Source organism: Bradyrhizobium sp. BWC-3-1 (genome assembly GCF_032917965.1).
Taxonomy (GTDB): Bacteria; Pseudomonadota; Alphaproteobacteria; order Rhizobiales; family Xanthobacteraceae; genus Bradyrhizobium; species Bradyrhizobium canariense_D.
In genome coordinates this window covers 7,883,434-7,907,272 of the sequence record NZ_CP136625.1, presented here as the reverse complement: position 1 = coordinate 7,907,272, position 23,839 = coordinate 7,883,434, and the positions used below count along the sequence as shown (strand labels likewise).

General features: G+C 59.5%; 24 protein-coding genes and 4 pseudogenes. 10 read left to right on the top strand and 18 right to left on the bottom strand.

Annotated elements, in window-relative coordinates; all coding sequences use genetic code 11:
• Nucleotides 1-842 precede the first annotated feature (842 nt).
• Together RX329_RS37950 and RX329_RS37945 are read left to right on the top strand one after the other, a co-directional pair.
• Nucleotides 843-1,517 (top strand): hypothetical protein, encoded by a 675-nt coding sequence (locus RX329_RS37950; protein WP_317245371.1) that lies wholly within the window; start codon nt 843-845, stop codon nt 1,515-1,517.
• 109 nt (nt 1,518-1,626) lie between these two features.
• Nucleotides 1,627-1,830, top strand: coding sequence for a cold-shock protein (locus RX329_RS37945; RefSeq protein ID WP_317245370.1), 204 nt, complete (start codon nt 1,627-1,629; stop codon nt 1,828-1,830).
• A gap of 62 nt (nt 1,831-1,892) precedes the next feature.
• Here the strand turns inward: RX329_RS37945 and RX329_RS37940 are convergent, their stop codons facing one another.
• On the bottom strand, nt 1,893-2,102 hold the full coding sequence (locus RX329_RS37940) for a hypothetical protein (protein ID WP_317245369.1): 210 nt from the start codon (nt 2,100-2,102) through the stop codon (nt 1,893-1,895).
• Between the two features lie 391 nt (nt 2,103-2,493).
• The gene (locus tag RX329_RS37935) at nt 2,494-2,877 is read right to left on the bottom strand and encodes a hypothetical protein (RefSeq protein ID WP_317245368.1); all 384 of its coding nucleotides are present in this window, start codon (nt 2,875-2,877) and stop codon (nt 2,494-2,496) included.
• 416 nt (nt 2,878-3,293) lie between these two features.
• On the opposite strand from RX329_RS37935, the gene RX329_RS37930 reads away from it, so the two are divergent.
• Nucleotides 3,294-3,899: an SAM-dependent methyltransferase gene (locus tag RX329_RS37930; RefSeq protein WP_317245367.1), complete on the top strand. Its 606-nt coding sequence runs from the start codon at nt 3,294-3,296 to the stop codon at nt 3,897-3,899.
• On the opposite strand, the gene RX329_RS37925 is transcribed toward RX329_RS37930, so the two are convergent.
• A complete protein-coding gene (locus RX329_RS37925; protein ID WP_317245366.1) occupies nt 3,881-4,186 on the bottom strand; it encodes a hypothetical protein in 306 nt (101 codons plus the stop codon). The genes RX329_RS37930 and RX329_RS37925 overlap by 19 nt on opposite strands.
• Before the next feature lie 135 nt (nt 4,187-4,321).
• Between RX329_RS37925 and RX329_RS37920 the strand changes: the two genes are divergently transcribed.
• Both RX329_RS37920 and RX329_RS37915 read left to right on the top strand, forming a co-directional pair.
• Nucleotides 4,322-4,525, top strand: coding sequence for a hypothetical protein (locus RX329_RS37920; RefSeq protein ID WP_317245365.1), 204 nt, complete (start codon nt 4,322-4,324; stop codon nt 4,523-4,525).
• 33 nt (nt 4,526-4,558) lie between these two features.
• On the top strand, nt 4,559-5,308 hold the full coding sequence (locus tag RX329_RS37915; protein ID WP_317245364.1) for a hypothetical protein: 750 nt from the start codon (nt 4,559-4,561) through the stop codon (nt 5,306-5,308).
• Here the strand turns inward: RX329_RS37915 and RX329_RS37910 are convergent.
• Entirely contained in the window at nt 5,305-5,427 is a 123-nt protein-coding gene (locus RX329_RS37910; RefSeq protein WP_317245363.1) for a hypothetical protein, read from the bottom strand. The genes RX329_RS37915 and RX329_RS37910 overlap by 4 nt on opposite strands.
• Nucleotides 5,428-5,890: 463 nt before the next feature.
• Between RX329_RS37910 and RX329_RS37905 the strand changes: the two genes are divergently transcribed.
• Nucleotides 5,891-7,090 (top strand): IS256 family transposase, encoded by a 1,200-nt coding sequence (locus RX329_RS37905; RefSeq protein ID WP_085348740.1) that lies wholly within the window; start codon nt 5,891-5,893, stop codon nt 7,088-7,090.
• A 42-nt stretch (nt 7,091-7,132) separates the two neighbouring features.
• Here the strand turns inward: RX329_RS37905 and RX329_RS37900 are convergent, their stop codons facing one another.
• The 5 genes from RX329_RS37900 to RX329_RS37885 form a co-directional block, all read right to left on the bottom strand.
• Entirely contained in the window at nt 7,133-7,264 is a 132-nt protein-coding gene (locus tag RX329_RS37900; protein ID WP_317245362.1) for a hypothetical protein, read from the bottom strand.
• A 323-nt stretch (nt 7,265-7,587) separates the two neighbouring features.
• The gene (locus RX329_RS42230) at nt 7,588-7,752 is read right to left on the bottom strand and encodes a DUF3037 domain-containing protein (RefSeq protein ID WP_410706222.1); all 165 of its coding nucleotides are present in this window, start codon (nt 7,750-7,752) and stop codon (nt 7,588-7,590) included.
• A 1,805-nt stretch (nt 7,753-9,557) separates the two neighbouring features.
• Complete coding sequence (locus RX329_RS37895) at nt 9,558-10,013, bottom strand: hypothetical protein (protein WP_317245361.1); 456 nt, start codon at nt 10,011-10,013, stop codon at nt 9,558-9,560.
• The gene (locus tag RX329_RS37890) at nt 10,010-10,459 is read right to left on the bottom strand and encodes a type II toxin-antitoxin system VapC family toxin (protein ID WP_317245360.1); all 450 of its coding nucleotides are present in this window, start codon (nt 10,457-10,459) and stop codon (nt 10,010-10,012) included. Before RX329_RS37890 ends, RX329_RS37895 begins: the two co-directional genes overlap by 4 nt.
• Complete coding sequence (locus RX329_RS37885) at nt 10,456-10,758, bottom strand: hypothetical protein (protein WP_317245359.1); 303 nt, start codon at nt 10,756-10,758, stop codon at nt 10,456-10,458. Before RX329_RS37885 ends, RX329_RS37890 begins: the two co-directional genes overlap by 4 nt.
• A 544-nt stretch (nt 10,759-11,302) precedes the next feature.
• Between RX329_RS37885 and RX329_RS37880 the strand changes: the two are divergent.
• Nucleotides 11,303-11,497: pseudogene (locus tag RX329_RS37880) on the top strand (recombinase family protein); the annotation flags it as partial.
• Here the strand turns inward: RX329_RS37880 and RX329_RS37875 are convergent.
• Nucleotides 11,486-12,708 (bottom strand): annotated as a pseudogene (locus RX329_RS37875) (tyrosine-type recombinase/integrase); the annotation flags it as partial. The pseudogenes RX329_RS37880 and RX329_RS37875 overlap by 12 nt on opposite strands.
• Before the next feature lie 526 nt (nt 12,709-13,234).
• Between RX329_RS37875 and RX329_RS37870 the strand changes: the two are divergent.
• Nucleotides 13,235-13,702 carry a hypothetical protein gene (locus RX329_RS37870; protein WP_317246509.1) on the top strand — a complete coding sequence of 156 codons (468 nt, stop codon included), beginning with the start codon at nt 13,235-13,237 and terminating at the stop codon, nt 13,700-13,702.
• On the opposite strand, the pseudogene RX329_RS37865 reads toward RX329_RS37870, so the two are convergent.
• Nucleotides 13,681-14,891, bottom strand: a pseudogene (locus RX329_RS37865) (IS110 family transposase). The gene RX329_RS37870 and the pseudogene RX329_RS37865 sit on opposite strands and share 22 nt — an antisense overlap.
• A gap of 233 nt (nt 14,892-15,124) precedes the next feature.
• Between RX329_RS37865 and RX329_RS37860 the strand changes: the two are divergent.
• A pseudogene (locus RX329_RS37860) lies at nt 15,125-15,402 on the top strand (IS256 family transposase); the annotation flags it as partial.
• A gap of 498 nt (nt 15,403-15,900) precedes the next feature.
• Here RX329_RS37860 and dctA read toward each other — a convergent pair.
• A complete protein-coding gene (gene dctA, locus RX329_RS37855; protein WP_317246483.1) occupies nt 15,901-17,196 on the bottom strand; it encodes a C4-dicarboxylate transporter DctA in 1,296 nt (431 codons plus the stop codon).
• 542 nt (nt 17,197-17,738) lie between these two features.
• Nucleotides 17,739-18,950, bottom strand: a complete 1,212-nt coding sequence (locus tag RX329_RS37850; RefSeq protein ID WP_317245358.1) for a TlpA disulfide reductase family protein — start codon at nt 18,948-18,950, stop codon at nt 17,739-17,741.
• A 1,485-nt stretch (nt 18,951-20,435) separates the two neighbouring features.
• Between RX329_RS37850 and RX329_RS37845 the strand changes: the two genes are divergently transcribed.
• On the top strand, nt 20,436-20,768 hold the full coding sequence (locus tag RX329_RS37845) for a hypothetical protein (RefSeq protein WP_317245357.1): 333 nt from the start codon (nt 20,436-20,438) through the stop codon (nt 20,766-20,768).
• On the opposite strand, the gene RX329_RS37840 is transcribed toward RX329_RS37845, so the two are convergent.
• The 5 genes from RX329_RS37840 to RX329_RS37820 all read right to left on the bottom strand — a co-directional run bounded on the left by RX329_RS37840 (nt 20,763) and on the right by RX329_RS37820 (nt 23,837).
• Nucleotides 20,763-20,984 carry an SMEK domain-containing protein gene (locus tag RX329_RS37840; RefSeq protein WP_317245355.1) on the bottom strand — a complete coding sequence of 74 codons (222 nt, stop codon included), beginning with the start codon at nt 20,982-20,984 and terminating at the stop codon, nt 20,763-20,765. The genes RX329_RS37845 and RX329_RS37840 overlap by 6 nt on opposite strands.
• Before the next feature lie 241 nt (nt 20,985-21,225).
• A complete protein-coding gene (locus RX329_RS37835; protein WP_317245354.1) occupies nt 21,226-21,675 on the bottom strand; it encodes a hypothetical protein in 450 nt (149 codons plus the stop codon).
• Between the two features lie 61 nt (nt 21,676-21,736).
• On the bottom strand, nt 21,737-22,111 hold the full coding sequence (locus RX329_RS37830; protein WP_317245353.1) for a LysR substrate-binding domain-containing protein: 375 nt from the start codon (nt 22,109-22,111) through the stop codon (nt 21,737-21,739).
• 14 nt (nt 22,112-22,125) lie between these two features.
• Nucleotides 22,126-22,341: a LysR family transcriptional regulator gene (locus RX329_RS37825; RefSeq protein WP_317245352.1), complete on the bottom strand. Its 216-nt coding sequence runs from the start codon at nt 22,339-22,341 to the stop codon at nt 22,126-22,128.
• A 245-nt stretch (nt 22,342-22,586) separates the two neighbouring features.
• A complete protein-coding gene (locus RX329_RS37820) occupies nt 22,587-23,837 on the bottom strand; it encodes a D-amino acid dehydrogenase (protein ID WP_317245351.1) in 1,251 nt (416 codons plus the stop codon).
• Between the last annotated feature and the right edge of the window lie 2 nt (nt 23,838-23,839).

The window sequence follows — 23,839 nt, the reverse complement described above, 5'->3', positions numbered from 1 at the left end:
CCCCCGGCTGATCTGGGAGCGGTATGGCGCCGGCAAGCTCTCCGACCGCGAAGCATCGCACCCTGCCGCCTGCATCGAGGGCCGCAGGCCGCACCGACGGTTCTCCGCGGCGAAGCCAGTCGGTGCTGGCGGTCAACGGCGCCTAAGCCGGTTCTTGCCCCGACGCCCGCAGCGGTCTCCGGATCGCAAGGCATCGCGCGAGCGACGGAGAATGCTCGGTGGCTCCAGCGCGCTGCCGGAGAACCTGCGGCACCACTTCACCGAGGGGCAGCGGTCCGTCTTGTGCATTCTCGCGGGCGAGATCAAGCGCCATGGCTTCTGCGACCTCCCGATCGACAAGCTTGCCGCATTGGCAGGTGTTTGTCGCACCACTGTGCAGACCGCCTTCCACGAAGCGCGACGGCTAGGATTAATCCGGATTTCAGAGCGACCGCGACCAGGCCGAAAGAACCTTCCGAATATTGTCGAGATCGTCTCCCGCGAGTGGCGGACTGGATCCAGCGCGCCGGCATCAGCCAGCCGGATAGGGTCCAAACCGGTGAAAACGGGGGGCCCCACGAAGAGCACAGATCAAGAAAGGAAGCTGCTCGGCGATGAACTGAGCGTTCGGCAAGGCCATCCTGCGCCGAGAATGGCGACGTCGCCGCATTGATGCCAAAAACAATGTGCGGTTTGTCTCCTATCCGCTCGGTGGGGCGGTGGCAACACAGCCAAGCAGGTTATAGGCTTCGTGGCGCTTGTTGCGGTGGCGGCGTTCGCCGGTCGATTGGGCCTCGCAATTGGCGGCTCGCGGCCGGTCAGTGCCGTACGGACTGTCAATTTTCAGTTCAAGGATTTTTATAGTGTCGGCAGCTAACCTTATCGTCGCCTCTGATGGCGCGCATCTCGTCTCGGACGGGCTTGTCTGGAACACAGCAGATCAAGCAATCACTGCGATTTGCAACAAGGCTGTCCTGTTGCCCCAGTTCAAAGCAGCCGCAACGGTCCGCGCTGAGCAATTTGTTGTTTTCCAGGCCGTGTCGCTCGCTTTGTCGACGATGGCGGCTAGCGGCTTTGACGACTTCAAGCAGGCAATCGGTCCCACGCTTATGGAGCTGAATGCCAGGATGGCCGCAATGGGTGCTGCGAGTCCACTTGAAGTTTCGGTCGCAGGAATCTCAGAACAGCACGGCCCGGCCGGTTTCCGGATGACGACGCTGCAGGCCGGCGGCGAGCACCTCGAACCATGGCGCGTGATCGATTTTCCGCGGGGCTTCAACCCATGTCCGTGCAACAGCGAGGCGGACGAGCGAGAGATCCGTGCGGCAATAGAGAAGGCGCCGGCAACGCTGGAAGCGCACGCAATTGCGGCGCTGAAAACACAGCGTGACATCGCTAGCCGAGACTACGCTGAGGGCCGGACGCCATGTTGGGTGGGCGGCTTCGCTCAGATCACTACCATTTCGGCAGAGACTATTGCCACGCGCATCATCCATCGTTGGAACGATGATGTTGTCCCGGCGAAGTTGGCAGCGTGAAGCTCGCCCGCAGGGGCCGAGCCGAGGGAGTGCGCGCGTCCAGACGATTGCCTTGCTTTTGTCTGAGTTCCGGTACTAGTTTTCGTTTCTGCAAAATGGAGAAGTTGAAGTGGCTATGGGGACTGTGAAGTGGTTCAACCCGACGAAGGGTTACGGGTTCATTCAACCTGACAGCGGCGGCAAGGACGTCTTCGTCCATATCTCAGCGGTTGAGAAGGCTGGTTACACCTCCTTGGCAGAGGGAGCTAAGGTTAGCTTCGATGTCGTGAACAACCGCGGAAAAGACTCGGCGGAAAATCTGCGAGTCGGGTGAGGCGCCCGAGATCCGGTCCAGCGCGGACTTAAAGCGTTTCGGCAGGCAAGGAGCGCGAGTGCTCAATGTACTCCGCTGGCCGTGCCTTTTGAGATCGCACGCGTCACAGCCTCAAGACGGGCTGCGATGCCGCTCATCCGGCGTGCCGTATCTTGAAGCGCAGCTACATCGGTCCGCCCCGTGCCGGTCGCGAGACTGAGGTCCTTCTGCAGGTGCTCGAATTCTGCCTTGCACCGGTCCAACTCCGCGAGAAGCATTGCGAATTCGTCCATTAGCGTTCTCTCTAGTCAAGATGGACGGGTACCGGACGAACCCTTACCGCTCGTAGGTCCGGCCGCCAGTGCTAATGCCATAAAGTGTCGCTGAGTAAGGAAGCCGAGCCAGAATTGTCGCGTTCTTCGCTATCGCTCCTGCTGTGATGCCGCGGCACAGCAGCGTAACACCTCCGCTGTTTCGTGCGCAGAACGCGTCTGGGCTATCGATGAATGCCAGCCCTTTTGCGCTGGTCCAGGGTTTGCGCATCAAAATGACCGTGCGGCCTTCCGGAAGGGCGCCGATCGGTTGAATGACGATATGAATTGTGCGCCGATGATCAGCGCAACGATCGCAGCCAGAACACATAGCCATGCTTTCATGATGTCGCCCCAAAATGCGTCAACAAGCTCATTTGCTCGGCTTCATTGAGCTCGACTTAGATGTCGTCCAGCGGCAGGTCACTGCGATCCGATTCCGTGCGGCTGTGACATCATTCAAGAGGAAAGTGCCGTCGCTGAATCTGCCTTGAAAGCCAGTTGCTCTGATGAACAGCTTGCCTTGGTCCGGGAGCAAATTCATAAAGTCTCGAGCGCCGGGAATAAAAATCGCCCTTCCGTTCGTGCTGCCGACACCAGCCACACTTGCGGGTGAATCTCCGTTGATCCGGATTAGAAGGTCGTAGCGGTTTGCGGTGCCAGAAATAACGAGATCGGGCGGGATAAAGACGGCCTCCGATTTGTTCTCCCAGCATCTGAGGATCAGCAACGATTCACCGGCTTCGCCCTGGAGCATTGCGACGAGCTGATCGCTGTCATCGATCGGGGATTTGCTCTCTCGGAACGTCCACTTACCTCTGACCGGAGTGGGCTCGGTGCTTGAGTCTTCATCCTCGCCTTTTTCCCGATGGCATCGAAGCACTTCAATCTGTCTGCGTCGCCCGGGATCTTCTTGCAGACGGCGAATGCCAACAGTTCGAACTGAGCTTCAGCCGTCGGCGCCGAACTAGCCAATAGCAAGAGTGCCATCACGCCGGCTGCAATTATCGACCTCATTCTGATTCCCCCATCACCGGCCCGAATTCAATTGCAACCGGAGCACGAACGCAAGCCGCAGTGCGTCGGCTTGACCCGGGGCTCAAATCGAGGGATTCCCTTCCTCCACAAATCGCGTATGGTCATGTGATGGCACAGAACAGATCTCACGCTGTCATGGCGCAGCGTACCGAAGCCTCAGATAGTCGGGACGATTTTCCGACCCCGCCGTGGGCAACGCGGGCGCTCCTTGCTCATGTGCTGAAAGACTTCGGGCCCTTTAACCAGCAGTCTGTTTTGGAGCCCGCGTGCGGAGTTGGCTACATGGCGCGACCGTTGGCTGAAAGCTTCGGGCAGGTATTAGCCTCGGACATTCATGCCTATGGGTTCGGGGCGGTGCGGGACTATTTAGCGGTCCCATATGAAGCGAACGCAGTAGATTGGGTCATAACAAATCCACCGTTTCGGCTTGCGGAGGAGTTCGTCCTGCGGTCGCTAATCGTGGCAAGGAAGGGGGTAGCGATCCTTGCAAGGACGGTATTCATCGAGAGCGTCGGCCGCTATCGTAATCTCTTTGTCCAACATCCGCCCTGCAGATTTGCGCAATTCTCGGAACGCGTGCCGATGATTAAGGGCAGAGTGGACCGGTTGGCTTCCACCGCAACCGGCTACGCATGGCTTGTCTGGTCGAAAGAAATGCAGGCTGAAAATCCGGCGCTCGTCTGGATCCCACCTTGCCGCAAGGCTCTTGAGCGCGACAGCGACTATTCTGATCGATCGTAGCGATCCAGACCGTCTTTCAGGCTCTGGAGAGCGGAAGCATTATCGCTCGCCTCAAGTGCTTTTATTGCCTTTTCGACAAAGGCGTGCAGGCGGCGCCCCTTGATGCCGGGTGGACCTTTAGGTGGCAATTCGGCAGCTGGCGCCGCTTCGTTCGTGCCGAACTTTCCTTGAGATGCCTCGACAATGCGCGCTTGGTTTTCTCCGAACCAAGCTGCTACGTCGTGTTGATTATCTCCGCGGGCCAACATCCCGATCGCGATTTTTGCATCGTGGATTGTCATTGCCATGAGTAGTTCCCCCCAGCCTTTCCTTGAGCTAAGCGCAACCAGGGCGATAGCGCAAGAGGCAGCGCAACAATATGAGCTTGGCGGTGTGGCCGTGAGGGTGCAGTCTAGTCCCCTACCGGGTGGCGGGAGGTATAAGTGTCATTCAAGGTTATCGACGGCGACGGGCCGGGCAGGGAAGAGAGCGATCGTAAGCAGGATCAGCAGTTTTCCCGCGACGAATTTTTGTGGGCGATCCGAGATTGTGCTGCCAACATGCTTCGTATCATCCGGGGCGCAGGAAAGCCTTACGAGCTCATGAGACAGATGCAGATGGCGCTCAGTACTTCTGCAAAGTTTTAGGAGGTCCACGGCTATTGGCCGCAGGAGGTCATTGTGAATGATCTCCGGATCGAGGACGAGGCCGGCGAATGGTTTAGCAAAGCTCGAGAAGGCGTCCTCGATCAAGACTCAGTCGATCGTTGGCACGAAGACGGTACTTTCGATAGGATGGCAGCTGAACACACAATGTTTTGCGGAGCGCTGCAGCTCATAGCGTCCGAAATGATCGGACAAAGCACGCAGAAGGCTGCCGGCAGCCGCGAATTTCACGACGGACTTCGCGAATACCAACAGGTGCGCGAGCACAGCTTGAAAAGCGCCGTCGGGAGGAGAAGGCTCGTCCGTCATCTAAGAGACCCAAGGTCAAAAAGAAAATCGTTCTGTAGAAAGGATCTGAGATCCATGCCAGCCTACCTCGTCCGCCTAATAAAGAATCAGGATATCGTCGGTTTCTTCTCCGCCGCCGACTTAGAGGAGCTCGCCGAGGCGGTCGACGAGTGCACCGACGTTCCTTATTGCGAATACCTGGAGCTGCCCTCAGGCGGCATCATGTGGACAAGTCCGGCCACCGCCCTTCCGCTGAAACGCGGCAATGAGGATGAGGGGAAAGAAGCTGAGCAGATCCCTTGGGTATCTGCAGAGTTGTCTGAAGGCTGGTGGGATGGGGTTTACGGCTATCGTGAGGAGGACTGGATAGCTTTTGATCCACACTTCACCGAGCAGCCGGATCCGCCGTTTGTGGGTCGACAAATGGGACCTGGGAATGTGATCCCTTTGAAGGGTCGAAAGCGCGGACAATCTTAGAAGCCGAACTCTCGCTCTCGCTTTTCTAGCACCTTCAGCAACTCCAGCATAGCAACCGGCCATCTACCAGCCGCCAGCTGTCGATTGATCTCGACGATTGCTTTTCCCTTGTCGGACATGCTTCGTACCTTACCACGCTGAGCTGACGAAATATCAGCCCGAACTGGTTAAGAGCACCAGCAGGTTAGCGAGCTATGAACTAGCGGGCTGCCATCACCCACTGATGGATAAAACCTTCGCGCTGATCAGGTTTATTCCAGTCGACGATCTCCGAAGCATGCATGCGAGCGATCGCCAAAGCCTCATCGATTCTCGCCTTGGGTCCCTTTGCCCGGTATGCGAAAACTCGCTGCTCTGCCTGTATTTCCTGCTGCGCGACGTCGAGTGTTATAACCCCCTCGAAGAGTGCCGGAGGGGGCGGTCCAGGTCGTGTCCCCGGTGGTGGTGTAGCTCGGTAGAGCAAAGCCGCCCGGACGCGCGCCTTCAAATAGCGCCGTAGCGGGCGGGCGGCTTTGCGGTGGTCACCGGCAGTTCTCCGGTAGGATCGGGTTGCGACACGCCAACGCAACCGAGGAACCACCGATGACCGAAGACATGATGAACCTGCGCACGCTGGTAGAGAAGACCCCCGACGCCGATCTGCTGCGCGAGATGATCGGCTTTGCCGCCCAGCGCCTGATGGAGCTGGAAGTGGAAGGCCAGACCGGGGCGGCCTACGGCGAGAAGAGCCCCGAACGCCTGGCCCAGCGCAACGGCTACCGCGACCGGATCTGGGAGACCCGCGCCGGCGCGGTTGAGCTGCGCATCCCCAAGCTGCGCAAGGGCTCCTACTTCCCGGGCTTCCTGGAGCCGCGACGCATGGCCGAGAAGGCGCTCACCGCCGTGGTTCAGGAAGCCTATGTGCAGGGCGTCTCGACCCGCTCGGTGGACGACCTCGTCCAGGCCATGGGCATGACCGGCATCTCCAAGAGCCAGGTCAGCCGGCTGTGCGGCGAGATCGATGACAAGGTGAAGGCCTTCCTCGCCCGTCCGATCGAGGGCGACTGGCCGTATCTGTGGATCGACGCCACCTACGTGAAGGTGCGCCAGAATGGCCGCATCGTCTCAGTCGCGGTGATTGTCGCGGTCGGCGTCAACAGCGACGGCCGACGCGAGGTTCTCGGCATGGACATCGGCCCTTCCGAGGCCGAGACATTCTGGACGGCTTTCCTGCGCAAGCTTGCCCGCCGCGGCCTGCGCGGCGTCAAGCTGGTCGTGTCCGACGCCCATGAGGGCATCAAGGCCACCGTAGCCAAGGTGCTCAACGCCAGCTGGCAGCGCTGCCGCGTCCACTTCATGCGCAACGCGCTGGCGCATGCCGGCAAGAGCGGGCGGCGCGTCGTGTCCGCCTTCATCGCCACCGCCTTTGCCCAAGACGACGTCGAGGCCGCGCGAACCCAGTGGCGCAAGGTCGCCGACCAGCTCCGCCCCAAGCTGCCCAAACTTGCCGGCTTCCTCGACGAGGCCGAGACCGATGTGCTCGCCTACATGACCTTTCCGCCACAGCATCGGACCAAGCTGCACTCGACCAACCCGATCGAGCGTCTCAACGGTGAGATCAAACGGCGGACCGAGGTGGTCGGCATCTTCCCCAACGAGGACGCCATCACTCGCCTCATCGGCGCGATCCTGCTCGAACAGAATGATGAATGGGCCGTCCAGCGTGCCCGCTACATGACACTGGAAACCATCGCGCCGTTGAGCGATGATCCGAGCGTCAGCATCACGGCTATCGCCAGCTGACCAGCCCGGCTCCAGCCGGTGAACGCGGTGACCCGCCGCCAGCTACACCACGCCACGGGACACGATCGGCGGTCCATCCTCGATCAAGTCGAGGTTGACCAGTTCACAGCCGCGCATCACACTATTGCGGAGCGCCAAATCAGCTCGAATGCTGGGCGGCTCGGTATGGGCCATTCCGGAGCGATCTTATGCTCAGAGATGGCTCCAACGTCGCCGATAGCGGCGAGCACCTTCTCGTTGCGGAAAACTTTCGAACTTCCGTCGCCAAGCGTGACGGGCCTTTTGCTCTTACAATCGCCGAGCGCGGTGCAACAACGAACGTTGCCAACAGCATGTCTATTTGGGATTGGTAGCTCTCGGGCTTTTCGTCATTGACGGTAAACGATCCGAGATCCCCAAGGCTGAATGCTCCAACGCTTGAGAGCGCGCTGTGTCGCTCCCGAGACGAGAGGGCAACACTACCCAACCGGCTTAGAATTCCCACCGCGCTTTCAAGATCAGTGTCGGTGATCTCTGGAAACCATACGGGCTCGGGTGAGAACTTTCCCCAGGCGAACGTCTATCTCGCCATCTCGAAATACGACCACACCCAAGTTGACACTCTCGCCGCGCGCGTTATCCGGGACGAGGCGGAGAACGGCAAAGTCAAATGTATGTGCCATTTTTCAAGCCCTGCAAAAGCAACTTAGCCCGCGCGTCACGACCACCATCTCGCCATCAGACAACGATTCCGTCTCGGTCGGCTGGTGACAGCCAATCCAGCGGTATCGAGGTTAATATGGCCTCAATTTCGGCGACCGGTAGCTTTGCCAGACGATCAACTGTTTCCGCGGCAGATGCCACGTCTTGTCTGAATGGGGCAACGACAGTCTTAAACCACACTCGCGTGGCAGAGTTGAGAAGAATTAGCGGGTCAAGGCCCGGGATCGCGCGTCCTTGGCCGGTGCGGCCGTGTTGGCACGTCTCCTATGTGCCTATGTTGGCACGGAGAGCCACACCGGCAACAAGAATTGGGGTGTGACGATCCTGGGCAAGCCGCTTGCGGAGACCGTCGCTCGCCTCGCATAAAGCACTGCCCGCCGGTGACGAACCGGCGGCACTTCCCAATAAGGGAGAACCGATGACCCTGCCGGCAACGATTGATGAAGAACAGGCAGTCCAACACGTCGTGGACTGGCTTGCGTGGGCTCGATCGAACAAGGTCGACATTTTCGACGTGAGCATCGGCTTCGCGAGTGAAGGCGGCGGACGGCGCTTTGCGAAAGAGCAAATGAAGCGTTTCGCAGCGGCTCACGTCGATCACCGCCTTGTAATGATGACGGCCGCCATGGAGGGCGATGGGCTCGCCCAGGACGCTTTGCTGGAGCTCTGGCGAGAGATGGAAAGCAGGCGAGCTGCTGACGAAGCACGCCGCTCAGATTTCGATTGCGCCCCCGCGCCGCAAAAGCCGGTGATAGCCAGCAGACCTATCTCTTCCGCGATATCGCCATTGTCGCTCTTGTGGACGCGCTCTGTAAACCGCCCTTCAACCTTAAGTCGACACGTGGGGCGGCGGTGCGAGCCAAGGGAGGTCCTGCCAGCGCCTGCTCCATCGTTGCAGGCCAATTTGGGCTTGGCGAGGACTCGGTCTGGAAGCGCCTTAAGTCCCATCTCTAACTGTAGGTAAAAGTTCGCCCCCGAAGAATTCCTATGACTGCCCGCGCCTCCGCAGGCATGTTCCGAGCAAATGCAGCGGAAAGGGACTTTTGATGCCTCGCGCCCCGAGCACGTTCAGAAAGAACGACGTCAAGCGAGCGATTGTGGCGGCAACGGCGGCCGGCATGCAGATCGGCTCCGTCATGATCGACAAGAGCGGAAGGATCGTCATACAGCCGGCCGGCACGGCGTCAGGCCTAGATGATCTCGACAAACAGCTAGCGGAGTTCGAGGCGCGACATGGTGCGGGTTGATCTCAAGGTCGCGAGGGCCGTCATCGAACTGATGGCGCATGACCTCCTGCTCCAGCGCGTTCAGCGTGTTATCGACGAGGCAAAGCTGGCTCGCCTGAATGCCTAGGCGCTCGGTCCATTTCACGAGCCGCCGCGTCGGTAAGCATGAAGGTTGGGCAAGCGGGATCGCCGCAGCAGAAAGGCCGGATTTCGCCAGAGGAAAGTAGCGCCTTGAACCGGCGTCGGAGCTGATCCAGTTCACGGACCGTTAGTTCCAGGGCGCTGCGGATGCCGGCATCGCGGATGTGGTGAAGCGAGGGAAGTCGGTGGATTCGGCACCCTCTCGCGTTTGCCATATCCCCGTGCTGAGCACCCGGATTGTGTCGTCGATGGCCTGTTGGAATGCGCGGAGATTGCTCTCTTGTTGAAACGGCATCCGAAACGCCGGTTGATCGAAGGCGCGGACGAACATCGACAGGGCCTAGTCGTCATCGACGTCCTGCAACTTATCGACGAAACTGCGCAGCTCGACCTCGCTATCAGGAAATGGAACGCCCTCGACTAGGCGCCGTAGGAGAAATTCGGCTCGAAGCCGCAGATGCTCCTCGAACTCCGCGCCGGACCAGATCACCAGCCCAGTTTCGCGGCTGCCGAGCGAACCTCGTCGCGACGCTGGGCCGAGATACAGCTGCGGCATACAACTTGAAAGCGTCAGGTTTGCCCGTCGCGGCGTTGACCGCTGCCGTCATATCCTTCTCAGCCTTCGCTTGGGTCAGGCTGCCTCGATTGACGCATTGAATCACTGTGCGCTCGCCCGGTTGGTCGTCGAACGGACGTGCACCGATGATGTCGCGCCCTTGGTCGCTTCCCGTCTGGCCGAACCAAGCAAGATCAGTCCAGCCGTCGCAAAGGTGGTAGGCGAACACAAGGCGCTCGAACTCGCTGCCGCCGATATCCTTGAAATGAATCGGCCGGACCGTTCGAGCTATCGTCACCTGCCTGCCTCCTGGCCTCCAAAGCTACGGAGCGGGTTGATGATCTGAACGCCCTCGAAGTCCTTTTCATTGTCGGTCACGACAACGCAGTCGTTAGCTTCGGCTACGGCGGCAATGATTGTGTCTAGGACGCTTCGCGAACGGCCTTTGGCTTTGCCATTGACCATCAGCCGCGCCCAGACGAGGCCAGCTTTCTCGTCGAACGATAGGACGCGCCCGGCGAACAGGGCTTGCGGGCCTTCGGGGCCGGCGAACCAAGTTTCAAGGCTGCTCCGCTTCTTGCCCTTCGGCTTCTCCAAGATACCTCGACAGATTTCGGCGACGGTAAGCGAAGCAATGAAGAGGTCGTTGTCCTTCTGCGCGCCCATCCAAGCCAGCAGCGAGCCCGACGGCTCCGGCTTTATGACGTTGCTGATGATATTTGTGTCAAGGAGATAGCGGGTCACAGATCGACCTTACGTCCCTCTTCTCGCGGCCGGCCGAGGTCGAGATCCGCGCCAACCAGAGGTGAGCGACGCAAAGCGGCGAGAATCCCGCCCGCTTTCGCAGGCTCGCCCGCCACTGCCTGCTGTATGGTGCGGCGAAGCTGCCCGGCTTCCGGACCTTCCTCCGTCAATTTCCGGGCAAGGGATCGGAGTAGATCGCGGTCGGCGTCGAGCGCCTGGATCTCGAACCGCGCGATGCCGCGCTCAGTCAGACGAGACCGATAATTCTCGAGGGCTCTCTTCTGCGCACTGTTGCTCATCGCCTGCCTCCGTGCTATATCCAGATATATAGCCACGTTTTCCTTGGAGTGCAAGGCTGGTGGAATTGTTATCGGTGCCGGCAAAGACGGCCTCTCCAAGGTGCTGGGGAGTGCCATCATAGCAAGACGTCCCCCTTTCAAGGGAGGCGATCACAAAATATGATCGCTACGACGGACGGTCGACCCGTGCCTCGCCGCTACGCTGCCACCCTCCAGCATTCGCTCCGTTTCCATTCAAGTCATTGATTTACAAGATCTTTCTATCTTGCCAACGCGCTATCAGTTGGCATCATTGTCACGAAGCGGAGTGTTCCGCACGAGGACAAGGACGCGATCGTGGCGCGACCGAGACGTACAACAGCCGAAAAGCTTCGTGTGGTCGCCGATGCGTCCCACGAACCGCCTGTGCTTGCGTCATCGAAGCCCGATCCACGCCTCGGCCAATCTGGTCCGACTGCTGGCGCCACAGGCCGCGCGGGACTTCGTTCAAGCCGAAGCAGACAGCCGGACGCGAGACCGCCTCTCGGAGTAAGGAGGTCGCCTCATGAAGGTCGCGCTCTATGCCCGCTACTCGTCGGACAATCAACGAGACGCCTCGATGGAGGATCAGTTGCGGCTCTGCCGCCTGCATGCCGAGAAGCAAGGCTGGACTGTCGTTGACAGCTGTACCGACCGGGCGATCTCCGGCGCGTCGCTCTTGCGCCCCGGTATTCAAGAGCTGATCGGTGACCAGCTGCGCAATGTAGTCGTGAGCCGCTTCGAACGCCATCTTGCGGATGATCCACTGTCCGTCATGATTGTAGACCTGATCGATTCCGCTTGGTTTTTGCCCAACACACAGCCGCTGAATTTCGTTGTCGTATCCACAGCGTGACATGATGGTGCGCAAGCTGCGCCTTAAGTCATGCATGGTGAACTTGGCGACGCTCGCTTCCTTGGCCAGTCGGTCGACCATCTTGGTGAAGCCGGACATCTGGCCGCCTGTCTTTGGTGACGGGAAGACATAGTCCGAGGTTGCCCGCTCGAAGTGTTTCGCGGCGGTAAGCACCTCGTCAACAAGATGGGTGCGCGGCACGTCGTGGTGTAGGCCCATTTTGGTCCATGCCGCATCGAAGGTGATGCAATCATCCATGATGTGCTTTTGCCACTCGATCATGGTAGGCTCGCCGCGGCGCGGGCCGCCGAGCAGGCACATGCGTGCCAGGAGCCCGAAAGCCCCAAGCTTGCCGGATGCATCCCAGACCTTGATGATCTCCTCATCGGTCAGCGCGCGGCCCTTTGTTCGGCGTCCGACCCTTTGCGCGCGCGTTTCCTTGGGCGCGCGATAGCCAGCGAGTACGTTGTGCTCGACGTACCCTTCGCCCACGCACCATTCGAGGAAGGTATGCACGTGCTTGCGCAAGTCCTTGGCTGCGCCGCGCTTGCCGGTCTTGGCGATCTTGTCGACCGCAGCCATAATCTGCCGTCGCGTCAGGTCCCCCACGCCGCTCTCGGCGTGATCCTTCAGCCCGCGCCGGAGCGCCGACATTGCCGGCCTCCAGTTGACGACTTGACGTTCGGTCAAGGACGTCTGGTAGGGACCATCTTCGACAATGAGCGTCGCGAGCGTGGTGCGCTGTTTCTCGGCTGCCTGTTGCCGCCTCGCCTCGCCTCGCGCTTCGCGTCGTTCGGGTCCAAGCCCTTGACTACCTCGCCTGCGGCGATGGTAGCGGCCTTGCGCGCGGCCTTTTCATTATATTTGGGCCATGCGCCGAGGGTCTTGCGCGGGGTCCCCCTCACCCCCGGCTTGGTGAAGAGGTAGACCCAGGTCCGGCCGCCGGTGGCGCGCATGCGTAAGGCGAGGCCGGGCAGCTTGTCGTCGTGGAGATAATGCTGCGCCTTACCCGGCGGCAGCGTTGCGTTGCGGATCACCGTATCGGTGAGTGTCAGCTGGTTGGCCGGCTCCATCATGATTCCTTCACTCTCTCTGCGCCCGGTGTGCCACGCAAGAAGGGCGATCAGCCCTCGATCTCAACTATGGCTGGAATTGGTTAGCTAGGGTCTACGGATTGTGGTTCTTGCTGGGGATGCCTACGATCTTATTGCCTCAGACCGATCACGGTTCGGGGCCGAGGCCATGGGCAGCAAGGAAGAAAAGACTTAAATCGAGGCATTTGGATCGCCAGGTAGTAGGAAAATGCCGCGCGCCACGAAGCGCCATCGCAAGAGCCGTGGCATGCCGCCGCCCGCGACATTCAACATCGATAAGCTGCCGGGCAGCTCCAACTTGACCGCATTAGAGGCGGCCACGGTCATCCGGCGCACGCCCGGTGCACTCGAGACGGCGCGACCCGAACCATCCGCTGAAATGGCGCTACGTCGATGGCCGGCCACTCTATCGAACAGATGCAGTGCGTGACTATCTGGCCAAGTGCGACAAAACCACTAAGGCCCCTCAGCCGCATAATGCTCACAGAGACGCCCGAGGAGCTCGGCCTTGATCGGCCAATCGGTTCGTCCGCTGCAGGAAACCGCCGACTGCCTGCGCAAGGATGGGGACACGCTGCTGGCTTTCTACGACCTCCTGGCCGAGCATTGGAAACACCTACGCACGACGGATGAGATGGACAAGCGATTTGTTCATGACCGAGATGACGATTGCAGAAATCGCGTACGTCCATTCTTTTGTTCGGCTGCGCCGCGGCCATTCTTCCGTCCCGGCCATCGATCTCGCAGCCGCCGCGCGCAGGGGCGGTCAAGGCTGGCCGCGTTTGCGGCCACCGCAAGGCTTGGCCTTGACCGGCCCGAGCACGGCGGCATGCTGGCGTGGAACGGGAATACATTCCTGGCTGGCACTTGCCGTCAGACGGGGTTACCCTCGGCGGGCGCGGGCGACCTCGTGGCGAAGCGTGGCGCATCGGCTGCAAGCGCCACCAGGCTGTCCTATTTTGTCTTGCCGACCTGAGGCGCCCGCGCGCCGGTTTTTGGCCGTGGTTTCCATTGCGTCACCAAGCGCTCGTAGCTTTGCTCCGCCTGTGCGGCAATCAACATCTCGCGGTCGCGCAATGCCTTGATGTTGTAGGCATACGCTGGCCCACGTCGGCTGCCTTTCTGTTGCGGATGTCCGGCTTGAAGCTGCATCGCGCGGGTCTTGATGGCGACCAGTGCCGGGCGCGCCCACAGGTAATCCTCGCGCTTCGTCAACAAATGCCAGCAAAGCACGGTGAGCTTCCGGGCCACGGCCTCCGCGGCGATCTGATGGCCGCGCCGGGCTCGGATGCGCACGAAAAACGCATGCAGCGAACCGGGCGCCTTGGCCGCTGCCCAGGCCGCCTCGACCAGCATGGCGCGCGCGTGACTGCGGCCGATCTTGCTGATGCGGCCGTGATGAGCGGCGCCCAGTCCGGATTGCCGCACCCGCGGGTTCAGCCCAAAATAGCTCACCAGCTTCTGCGGGCTGTTGAACCGGCTTATGTCGCCGATCGCCGCCATGATGCCGGCAGCGACCGCCAAGTTGACGCCGGTGATCGTCATCAATCTGTTGACCGCGGAATCGTCTATGGCGTCCTGCGCGATCTCGCGGTCGAGCAGGGCCAGATCTTCCGCCAGCCGGTCAAGCTCACGCACGTGCCGATCGATCGCTGCGCGCTCATCGTCCGGCAACGGTTGGGCGGCCAACCACGTCCGGCCGCGGCCGTTGAAAAGATCGGCATGCGGGCACTTCGGGATCAGGTGCGCGTGCAGGATCGAATGGACCTCGTTTTTGAGCCGCGTGCGATGCCGCACGACCTGGTAGTGCCGCGCCACCAGCCGACGCTTGCGTTCCGTCTCCGCGTCAGGCGTCCAGATCTGCGGCAGGTACCCGGCCGCCTGCAGACTGGCGAGCGTGCCGGCATCAATCTTGTCGGTCTTGACGTGAGCCTGGGCGATCGCCTTCACGTGCAGCGGATTGGCGATAATCACCCGTGCCACGAACGGAGCCAGAACCCGGGATACCGCCATGCTGTTGCCGGTCGCTTCGACCACCACCTCATCACTGGCAGGGTCTTGCCAAATCCTTCCAATGCAGTCCGCGTCATATCAATGCGGCCCGCATGTCGGAGCCTGTCATCCTCCCAAACCACCACCTCCCCGAAAGTTCGGTGGACGTCGATGCCAATCACTCGTCGCATTCGCATCTCCTGCCAATCAGACCACAGAACGGGAGCTACGGGCGACACGACAACTACGGATTCGCGCTCTCAGCGCAACCGGGCGAGTCGCAGAGGCGGCCAGCTACTAACTCGAGCTCGCGGCTCATCGAATGCATCGGCCTGCCCGCACCTTTCGTGCTCCCGGTGCCTCTGTCCCGATGGTCGCACCATACGCTACGATCCTGAATATCGCAGCGGAACATCGGCACCGAGAAACTCTCATACCGGTTACCAACCCCATCGAAAGTACCTTCTCCACTATGTGCCACCGCACCATCCGATCGAAGGGCTGCCTAGCCAACAAGACCGCGCTTGCGATGGTCTTCAAACTGGTCGCGGGCGCACAGAGAAGCTGGCGCCGCCTCGACGGTCATAATCAGTTCTCAGAACCCGTTCTCGGTGTGACATTCAACGACGGGATCGAGGTCATCGACAAGTCACCGACCGTCAGCCCACAACCGCCGCCGCCTAACCGGCTCAGGCCGTCACCGAAATTTGGCGATAGCTCTCTCCCAAGCACAGCGTCGTCGACCTCTACAGCGGTGTTCTCAAGGACGTTTGCTTTGATGACAACGATAGCCCACGCGCGCTGCAACGTCTCGACCTAACCATGTGATCGGAACCGATGTCGTAGTTCGTAAACTGATGGACTGTGATCTTCGCTACAGGGTTATCCCGCGGCCTGATCCTGGGGTTTTAGTCACGAGAGTTCGCCATGAATGACCATCACCCCGATCGGGCGATCCTGGCTACTACGCCTGAATCATGCGTGATCTAAATGATGCTCATAAGGGAACGTCAAGCCGGCTCGCTTCGAAATCGACAGCTTAAGGGGAATCATTGATCTGTGTGGCACTTTCGAATAAAACAAATGTCTCAACCGGATGGTCGCCTGCTCCCAATCAGGATTGAACGGTACGGCTTTGTTGGCCCGCGGCATTCGTCAGCGATTTAGGCTGAGCTCGCACATTTATTTTAACTGCGCGTGTAGCGAAACATTATCGAGTTCGCCTTCCCACCAGGACACAAACACCGCGGCAATACCGTTCCCGATGACGTTGGTCAGCGCACGCACCTCGCTCATGAACTTATCGATCGAGAATACGATCGCAATGCCAGGGACAAGTTCAGGACTGACCACAGTCAAGGTCGCGGCCAGGGTGACAAAGCCGGCACCGGTAACACCGCTTGCGCCTTTCGAGGTGAGCATCGCCACAATGAGTATCGTGAGCTGCTGGCCGAAATTGAGATCGATCCCGAGCGCTTGCGCGATGAACAAGGTCGCCAACGTCATGTAAATGTTCGTCCCGTCCAAATTGAAAGAATATCCTGTCGGCACCACCAGGCCAACGACCGCCTTCGAACAGCCGAGCCGTTCCAGTTTTTCCATCAACTGCGGCAGCGCGCTTTCGGACGACGATGTTCCGAGCACGATCAGCAGCTCATCCTTGATGTACCTGATGAACTTTAGAATAGAAAAGCCTACCAAGCGCGCGATCAGGCCAAGCACAATGATCACGAAGAGCCCGGCTGTCACATAAAACAGGGCAACCAATCCGAGGAGTTTACCGAGCGCGGACGGTCCGAATTCGCCGATAGTGTAGGCCATGGCGCCGAACGCTCCGATTGGCGCTGCCTTCATTACGATCCTAATGACTCCAAACACCGCTTGTGCGGCATCGTCAACCAGACCGCGCATCCGCTCACCCCCCTCCCCAAGCGCCATCAGCGAGAACCCGAATAGGACCGCAAACAGTAGCACCTGGAGCACGTCACCTCGGGCCAAGGCGCCAACTACACTATCCGGAATGATATTGAGGAGGAAATCGACCGTCTTCTGCGCTTCCGCCGTCTTGACATAGGTGGCTACGGCCGCGGCATCCCCCTTGGGAGCGAGCCCACGACCGACCTGAGCGAGATTGCCCATCAAAAGACCCAGGATGAGCGCGAAGGTTGACACGATCTCGAAATAAAGTAGCGCCTTGACGCCGACTCGGCCGACCTTTCGTGCATCCTGAACATGCGAAATTCCGGACACAACAGTGCAGAAGATGATCGGCGCGATCACCATCTTGATCAGCTTGATGAAGCCATCACCAAGCGCTTTGACCCAGCTACTCGTCCCGACAGCGGGCCATAGCCAGCCAACGAGAATGCCAATCAGGATCGCTATGAGCACCTGGACATAAAGAACTTTGTACCAGGGCCCAGATTGCCGGAACAGGGCGGCCGGTTTGACAGAGCGGCGCTGGCGCTGATTGTACATCATGCTCGCCCCGGCGCCGTGCTCGCAAAGAGGGCGCTCAATGAAGGTACAACTTCGCTCAGTGTTCCTTCACGGGCGGGCGCAGGGGAATCTGACGGCTCCGAACAGCACAGTCCAGAGCCACGGACTGGCGCCTCTCCCGAATCGGCTTGCCGTCCACGCGGAAGAACGAAGTTCTGAACCGCTTCCGAGAGCAGCGATAGAACGTTGAGAAAGCTTCCTTGAGAGCTGGAAAGCATCAGCGTCACCACCCTTTTCTATCTTTTTCTTTATTCGAAGATGCCATCCAGCATCTTCTAGGACGCCAATCTTAGCAGCCGCCGACCACTCTTCACTTTAGCAGGCACTCTCGCCGCTATCGCGTCGGAGCGATCAACCTTGAGGAAATACTCGCCATAAGAACTCATGGTGGTGCGGCCTCGCCTGCGTCCGCCGGCTCGCGCCTCCTGTCCTCACTTCATGTGAATGCCCCGACATTCCCAAGAGGCTTCGATTTCGATCGCAAAACCACGAGGCCGAAAAGACATGCCAAGCAGCATTGCTCACGCTGCCTCCCTTGGCGATCTCGGTTCCGGTTTTTCGAGAGCCGTGTTTTGCGGGCCTGAACAGCACTCCTGAGAGAGCTTCTCACGCCTGTAGCTCGCCAACGCCTGGACAGAGCACTGCACGACGTCCCGTTTCGCTAGATCCGCGGCAGGCGCTGCATCCAGCCACTTCAGCGCCAGCTCGACCAATTCGACCGCGCGGTCCCTCTTACCGGTCTCGTAATAGTACTGAGCGACCGCCCCGTACGACAGGAACTTCGCGCCCTCGCTGCCTCGGGGCGGATTCGCAGCCAGGATGTGTTCGGAGAGCTCCTTGCCCATGGCAAACCGCTCCGCATGTGGATAATCGGAGTAGTCTTTCGCGGGGTCGAACAGTTGGCGAATCGCGACGCTCATCCAAACCACGGACTTCTTCTCGATCGCGTCGCGAACTAATTGGCGCAACACCGGTAGGCCAGCCCCCAGGTCGCGTATCTTGTGAAGCAACAATTCCGCGTGAAGCCCACGGAAGGTGACCTCGTCCGGCATCGCCGCGAGGGCCTCCTCGATAGCTGAAAGGGCTGCCGGCCAATCCTTTCTCTTCATGGCGGGCTCAAGTCTGGCAAGGATCGGCTCCACCAGAGCTCTCTTCTGCGATAGTTCACGCTTTCTGCGTCGGCCCGTGTTTATGCTTTCCGCATCCAGCGCTTTGGCGTCATCGCTCATTGCCCAGGATCCGTTCAGAACTTTGGGGAAGGCATGATCGAGCTGCGTCGGATGGCCAATAAAGGCGATGCGGCGGTCACGGTCAACGACGAATGACGTGGGAATCCCGACAGAAAAGCTTGGATCCAGCCAAAGCTTGTTCATTTCGCCGGCGTAGTCGAATGCAATCGCGTAGTTCAGATTTGACAAGCTCTTTGTCAACCAGGCGTCCAAGCTGGCTCGCGCTTCATTTTCCGTCGAAGCTAGTTCGTGAGCCGCGATGCCCACCACCTCAACTCCGTTGTTCCTGTACTTATCTTGCAGGACCACCAGATTTAGCATCGAGGCGATACATGGCCGGCACCACGTCGCCCAAAATTCGAGGATATATACTTTCCCACGTTCGAACTTTCTAACGGGCTGGCCGCGTAGCCAGTTCTCCACTTTGATCGAGGGGGCCCGCGAACCGACGCTCAGCAGGTTCGCCGCACCGACTTGACTTGCGCTCTCAGTCAGACTGGTCATTGCTCAAATTCGCTTTACCTGGCTCTGCGGAGAAAATAGCAAGTCGCATGCCAGCCAGCGCTCATTGCAATTACGCTTTTTTTGTATCATTCCTGTCGTGCTTGCGACGCATGTCGCATATCCGACCAGCTGCTTGGAGCTTCTCAGGCAATCAGTCGGTCGGAGAGGCGGGAAGTCAGGCAGCGCAAGGTCGAGTTCACCACTCCACGTCCTGATCGGCTTCCAGGATGACCATTTCGGCGCTCGGGATCGCGACGTGAACTGACCTGCTTTGGCCCGTCGACTTGCGCTTGAGTGCAATCTGAGACTTCCAATTTAACTCTTTAGCCAAGGGGGATTGAGGGATAGTGTCCTTCCTTTGCCGGCCATTGCTCGAGATTCACCCCGTCCCGTACTGGACGAGGAAAGCCCACCCGAAATGCAGAAGTTGAGCACCTGCTCATTCCGATCGATGGCGGTGTAAACAAAAGCATCCCTAGGCGGCCCGATCTAGGAAGCGCACAAGAGCCGCCTGGGCGACGACCCTCTCGCGCATCCCCGGGCGGTCAGTCGCGGCTTCAAGTCGCTGGAAAATGCTGTCTGAAAGTTGAATCGTTATCTTTCTGGTCCGCTGAGCTTCGCTTGGGCTCAGCTGCGCGTCCACCTCAGCTTCATTCCGACTTGAGCTCGGTGTTTTCCGGCGCTCGCTGCTAATCTGCATACTCCAGCTTGCTTCTCTCTGCGACTGCACATCGCCCGCACTTGCTCGCGTGGTCGGGATGTCCGGTCGAAACGGCCCTGCTATGCCGCATGACAAACGGGACGAAGAACCGCATGCCGCGTCAACCGCGGGGACATCCTGTGTCGCAGTCTGGCGTACCGAACGAAAGAAACGGCGGACTTCACCGCGCCAGACCTCTCGTAGTCGCGTGCCCCTCTAGACAGTCAGGTCGCCGCAGACGAGCGATTTCGCGGATGGTGCCTGCACCCTTGCTTGAAATCGACAAAGTTGCCGGCCCAGAAACAGGCGCAGGCGCAATCTAGATGGCGCGCTCGCGCCGTGATCGCGCGAACGGGACGCACCGGCGTTGTTCCTGTGGGAGTGATGCGCGTCATACTAAGCGCACCAGCTCATGCGCGCGACCGAATACACCGCGCCTCGCCGAGGTCCGGCATACAACCCCAACGTGCGACAGGACTTACAACGGGTCGCGTGCCGCGCCGTTGAAACGTATCTGCTGGCCCGGTGCGACCACTCACTCATCGGGAACCTCCGCGTGGGAAGATCGCGCTGTTGGGCGCGCTCTTGCCGATGTGGATCTATGCCGCCTACGTTATTGCGGACGTGGCGTCAGCGCTGCGAAGAGGTTATCAAGCTCGCCGAGAATTCGGGAATCGATCTCAAGGCTGCCCATCTCGACCGAGACTTGGGATATCGCCAGTACGATCGCGAACTGCGCGCCCCAATTGCGAGATGCCCAGGAGCGGCCCGAACTTGTCGAGCAGATGCGCATCGACCTGCTGCGGACGGAGATGGGCTTCACCACGCTTGAGTTCATCCGGGTGGCGCTCGCGAAGCACGAGGTGAGCAAGAAGGGCAACAAGAAGCCCATTGCGTTCGCGCCGGGCCTTGCCCGTCCCAACCGCTGGTGCGGCTCGATGGAGTACGAAGCTGAGCAATGGTGGCGCGATCATCAGCTACGTCACGCGTCGCGACATCGCCGAGACCATCCGGTGCATTCCCGAGGCCGAGAATCCGAGCGACGAGGATCTGGCCGGTTTCCGAGCCTATATGAACCCGCCCGATGTCGAGGCTCCGGCCGGGTGATGGGATCATGAGCGAGAAGCCACCACCAGAAGTCCCGGTTCATTGCTGCGATCGGTGTTGAGATTGACGAGCGAGATCGAAAGAAGATGGTTGAGGATCGTCTTGAAGAAGTCCTCCGCGTGCTTGTTGAGGTCGGTTAGGCCAAGGCGACCGCGGGTCGAGACCTGGCCCGCAACGTCGCTCAGGGCGTCTACGATCTCGCCAATGAAATACCCCCGTGTGAGCATGTGTAGTCCCGCTCTCGATCTCAGCTTCGTCGTGAATCAATATGAGCGCTTAGCGCTCTCAGGCTCGGATCGCGATGGACGACAGGGAAGAGGGAAAGCAATGTCATGCGGTCAGCTCGACAGGGCAGGCTGTGCCGAGTGCGTCGTGCCCTCTGACGGGGGCAGCCATGTCGATCCAGAGGTGATGAAGTTGTATATCTGGAAGGCCTCCGTTTCGCTGGTGCATAGATTCCAGCAGCGCTTACCTTGCCGCCGTATCGCGCTTAGTGATGCGGAGCTCATCATTCAGACTCCACCCATCGACCGGAGTTGCGACCAACCCCTGAAGCCAGGTGCGAATCTGCGTCCCAGAAGTCAATTCACGAGACTGGATGTATCCAATCATGGCGCCGATCGCGTGAGCGGCACCGTGATGGGCAGCTTTGAAACGTTGAACGCCACCAGTCGAGGAATGAGCGCTATAAAGGTACTCGCGGTCATCGCGGGTTGCGCTGGCGGGGATGGGCAGGCGCTTGCATTCGATAGGAACGAGAGACGAATACTGCGAGTATTCGCGGCCTGCGATCCAGATCGTCGCTGCGCTGGGGGCCGGAACCAAGTCGACCTTTCGCCTACCGACGATTTCGTCAGGCTCCTCGATATGAAACTGGAGAAAATCCCATCCACCAGACTTCCTCGTTGCGCTATTCATATGAGCGCAGAGCCGGGACGTCAGCGATGTCTCGGCGGTTTCGATCGGCCGCTTGGGATCATCACGCCATTTTGGCAGCTCGTCGGCGAATCAAAAGCGGTTCGCGCCTCAGTTTATCCCAGTGAACCACATCATGACATGTCAGCGGATGGTTCGCGGGGAGGGCGGCGACGACGCGTTCGCTCCAGAGCAACAATGACTTGCCGCTCCATCTTGGAGCGGACTCGGCCGCGAAGGCGACGTCAATAGCGGAACTGGCGAGATCCGAGATCAGATGGTCGCTCGCTCCGTCGACCAATTGTCTCTCGACATGGGGAAAGCGCTGCCGATGCTCGAGGAGAGTGGCCCGGAGATTGCCAGCTGAGAGGGAGGTGTGAATGCCGATGATCAACCGACCACTCTCGCCACGCGAGCGGATCTTGAGGCGAGCGGTCATTGCGTCAGTTGCGCCTACGATACGCCGGGCATCTCGATGAATTCCTCACCCTCAATGGTTGGTTGCGTGCCGCCGTTCGTGCGCTGGAAGATCTTGCTGCCCAAGGCGTGCTCGAGATTTCGAAGAGAGCGACTAAGCGTCGGCTGCTTGATTCTGAGTGTCTCTGCCGCCTGGCGAAGGCTGCGATGCTGGGATGCGACGATCGCCCAGCGCAGAGCTCGAAATTCCACGGGCACGTCGAACCCTACGGGGGTTGCCTCTGACTAAGAGTTCTCTTGAAAGGAGCCTTGCTTGCACTGCTTCAGCGCCTCCTCGTCCGCGATACTATTCCGATGGCCCCGACGGGGCGGATCAATTGGCAAACCTGCTGCTTGCTGGGATTCCCCGCTCGTCCATGATGGCATAATTGTCCACGCGATGATGATGCGTCCGTTGGGAGCCTCGCCTTCTCGTGGCTCGCTCCTTTGGCGCAGAACTATTCGTAACGCTCTAGTCCGAGATCCTCAGCTTCGATGTCGGGTTTTCTTCCCGAGACAAGGTCCGCTATGACCCGAGAGGAGCCGCAGCTCATCGTCCAACCGAGAGTGCCATGCCCGGTGTTCAAGAAGAGATTTCTGATCCTGGTCCCGCCGATGATTGGGGTGCCGTCTGGGGTCATGGGTCGAAGGCCTGACCAGAAGGATGCGCTCTTGGGATCTCCGCCAGGGAACAGATCCATCACGGAACACTCCAGGGTCCGTCGACGCGCTTCGACGAGGTCATTGGTGTAGCCCGAGATTTCAGCCATCCCGCCGACACGAATTCGATCTCCCAGACGGGTAATTGCAATCTTGTATGTCTCATCCATGACCGTCGATTCGGGGGCACGGGAAACGTCGGTGATTGTAATTGTCAGCGAGTATCCTTTGACAGGATAGACTGGCAGCTTGATTCCGATCTTCTTGAGGAGAAGAGGTGAATAGCTCCCTAATGCGACAACTACTGCGTCCGAGCGAATAGTCCCGCGATCGGTGATCACACCACGCACCTGGCCGGCATCGATGTCCAGTCCATTGATGATATGTCCGTAACGGAAGTCAACGCCCAATGCTGAGGCTCTTTGCTCCAGCGCATTGGTGAACTTGAAGCAGTCGCCGGTCTCGTCTTTCGGAGTCAGAAGTCCTCCCACTATGCGGTCGCGAACGTAGCGTAACGCGGGTTCAGCCCGAACACAACCATCGCGATCCAGTACCTGGAAAGGGATGCCGTCTGCCGCAAGAGCCTTCACGTCCTTAGTTGATGCATCGAGCTGCTGCTGAGTTCGGAACAGCTGCAGGGTTCCCTGCATGCGCTCGTCATAGTTCAGGGAGGCCTCCCCTCTCACCTCGGCAAGCGCCATGCGACTGTAGTCGGCTAGGCGCAGCATCCTTCCCTTGTTGAGCGCATATCGGCTCGCCGTGCAGTTGGACAACATGCGGAGGAGCCAGGAGAGCATGGCCGCATCAAGCTTTGGCCGAAGGATTAATGGTGCATGCCGCATGAGCATCCACTTGATGGCCTTCGTTGGGATTCCGGGGGCAGCCCAGGGCGAACAGTAGCCGAAGGAAACCTCCCCCGCGTTCGCGAAACTCGTTTCCAGCGCTGGACCCGGCTGTCTGTCAAGAACAACCACTTCGTGCCCGAACTTTCCAAGTTGAAATGCGGTTGTGACGCCGATAACGCCCGCGCCTAAAACGGTGACTTTCATTA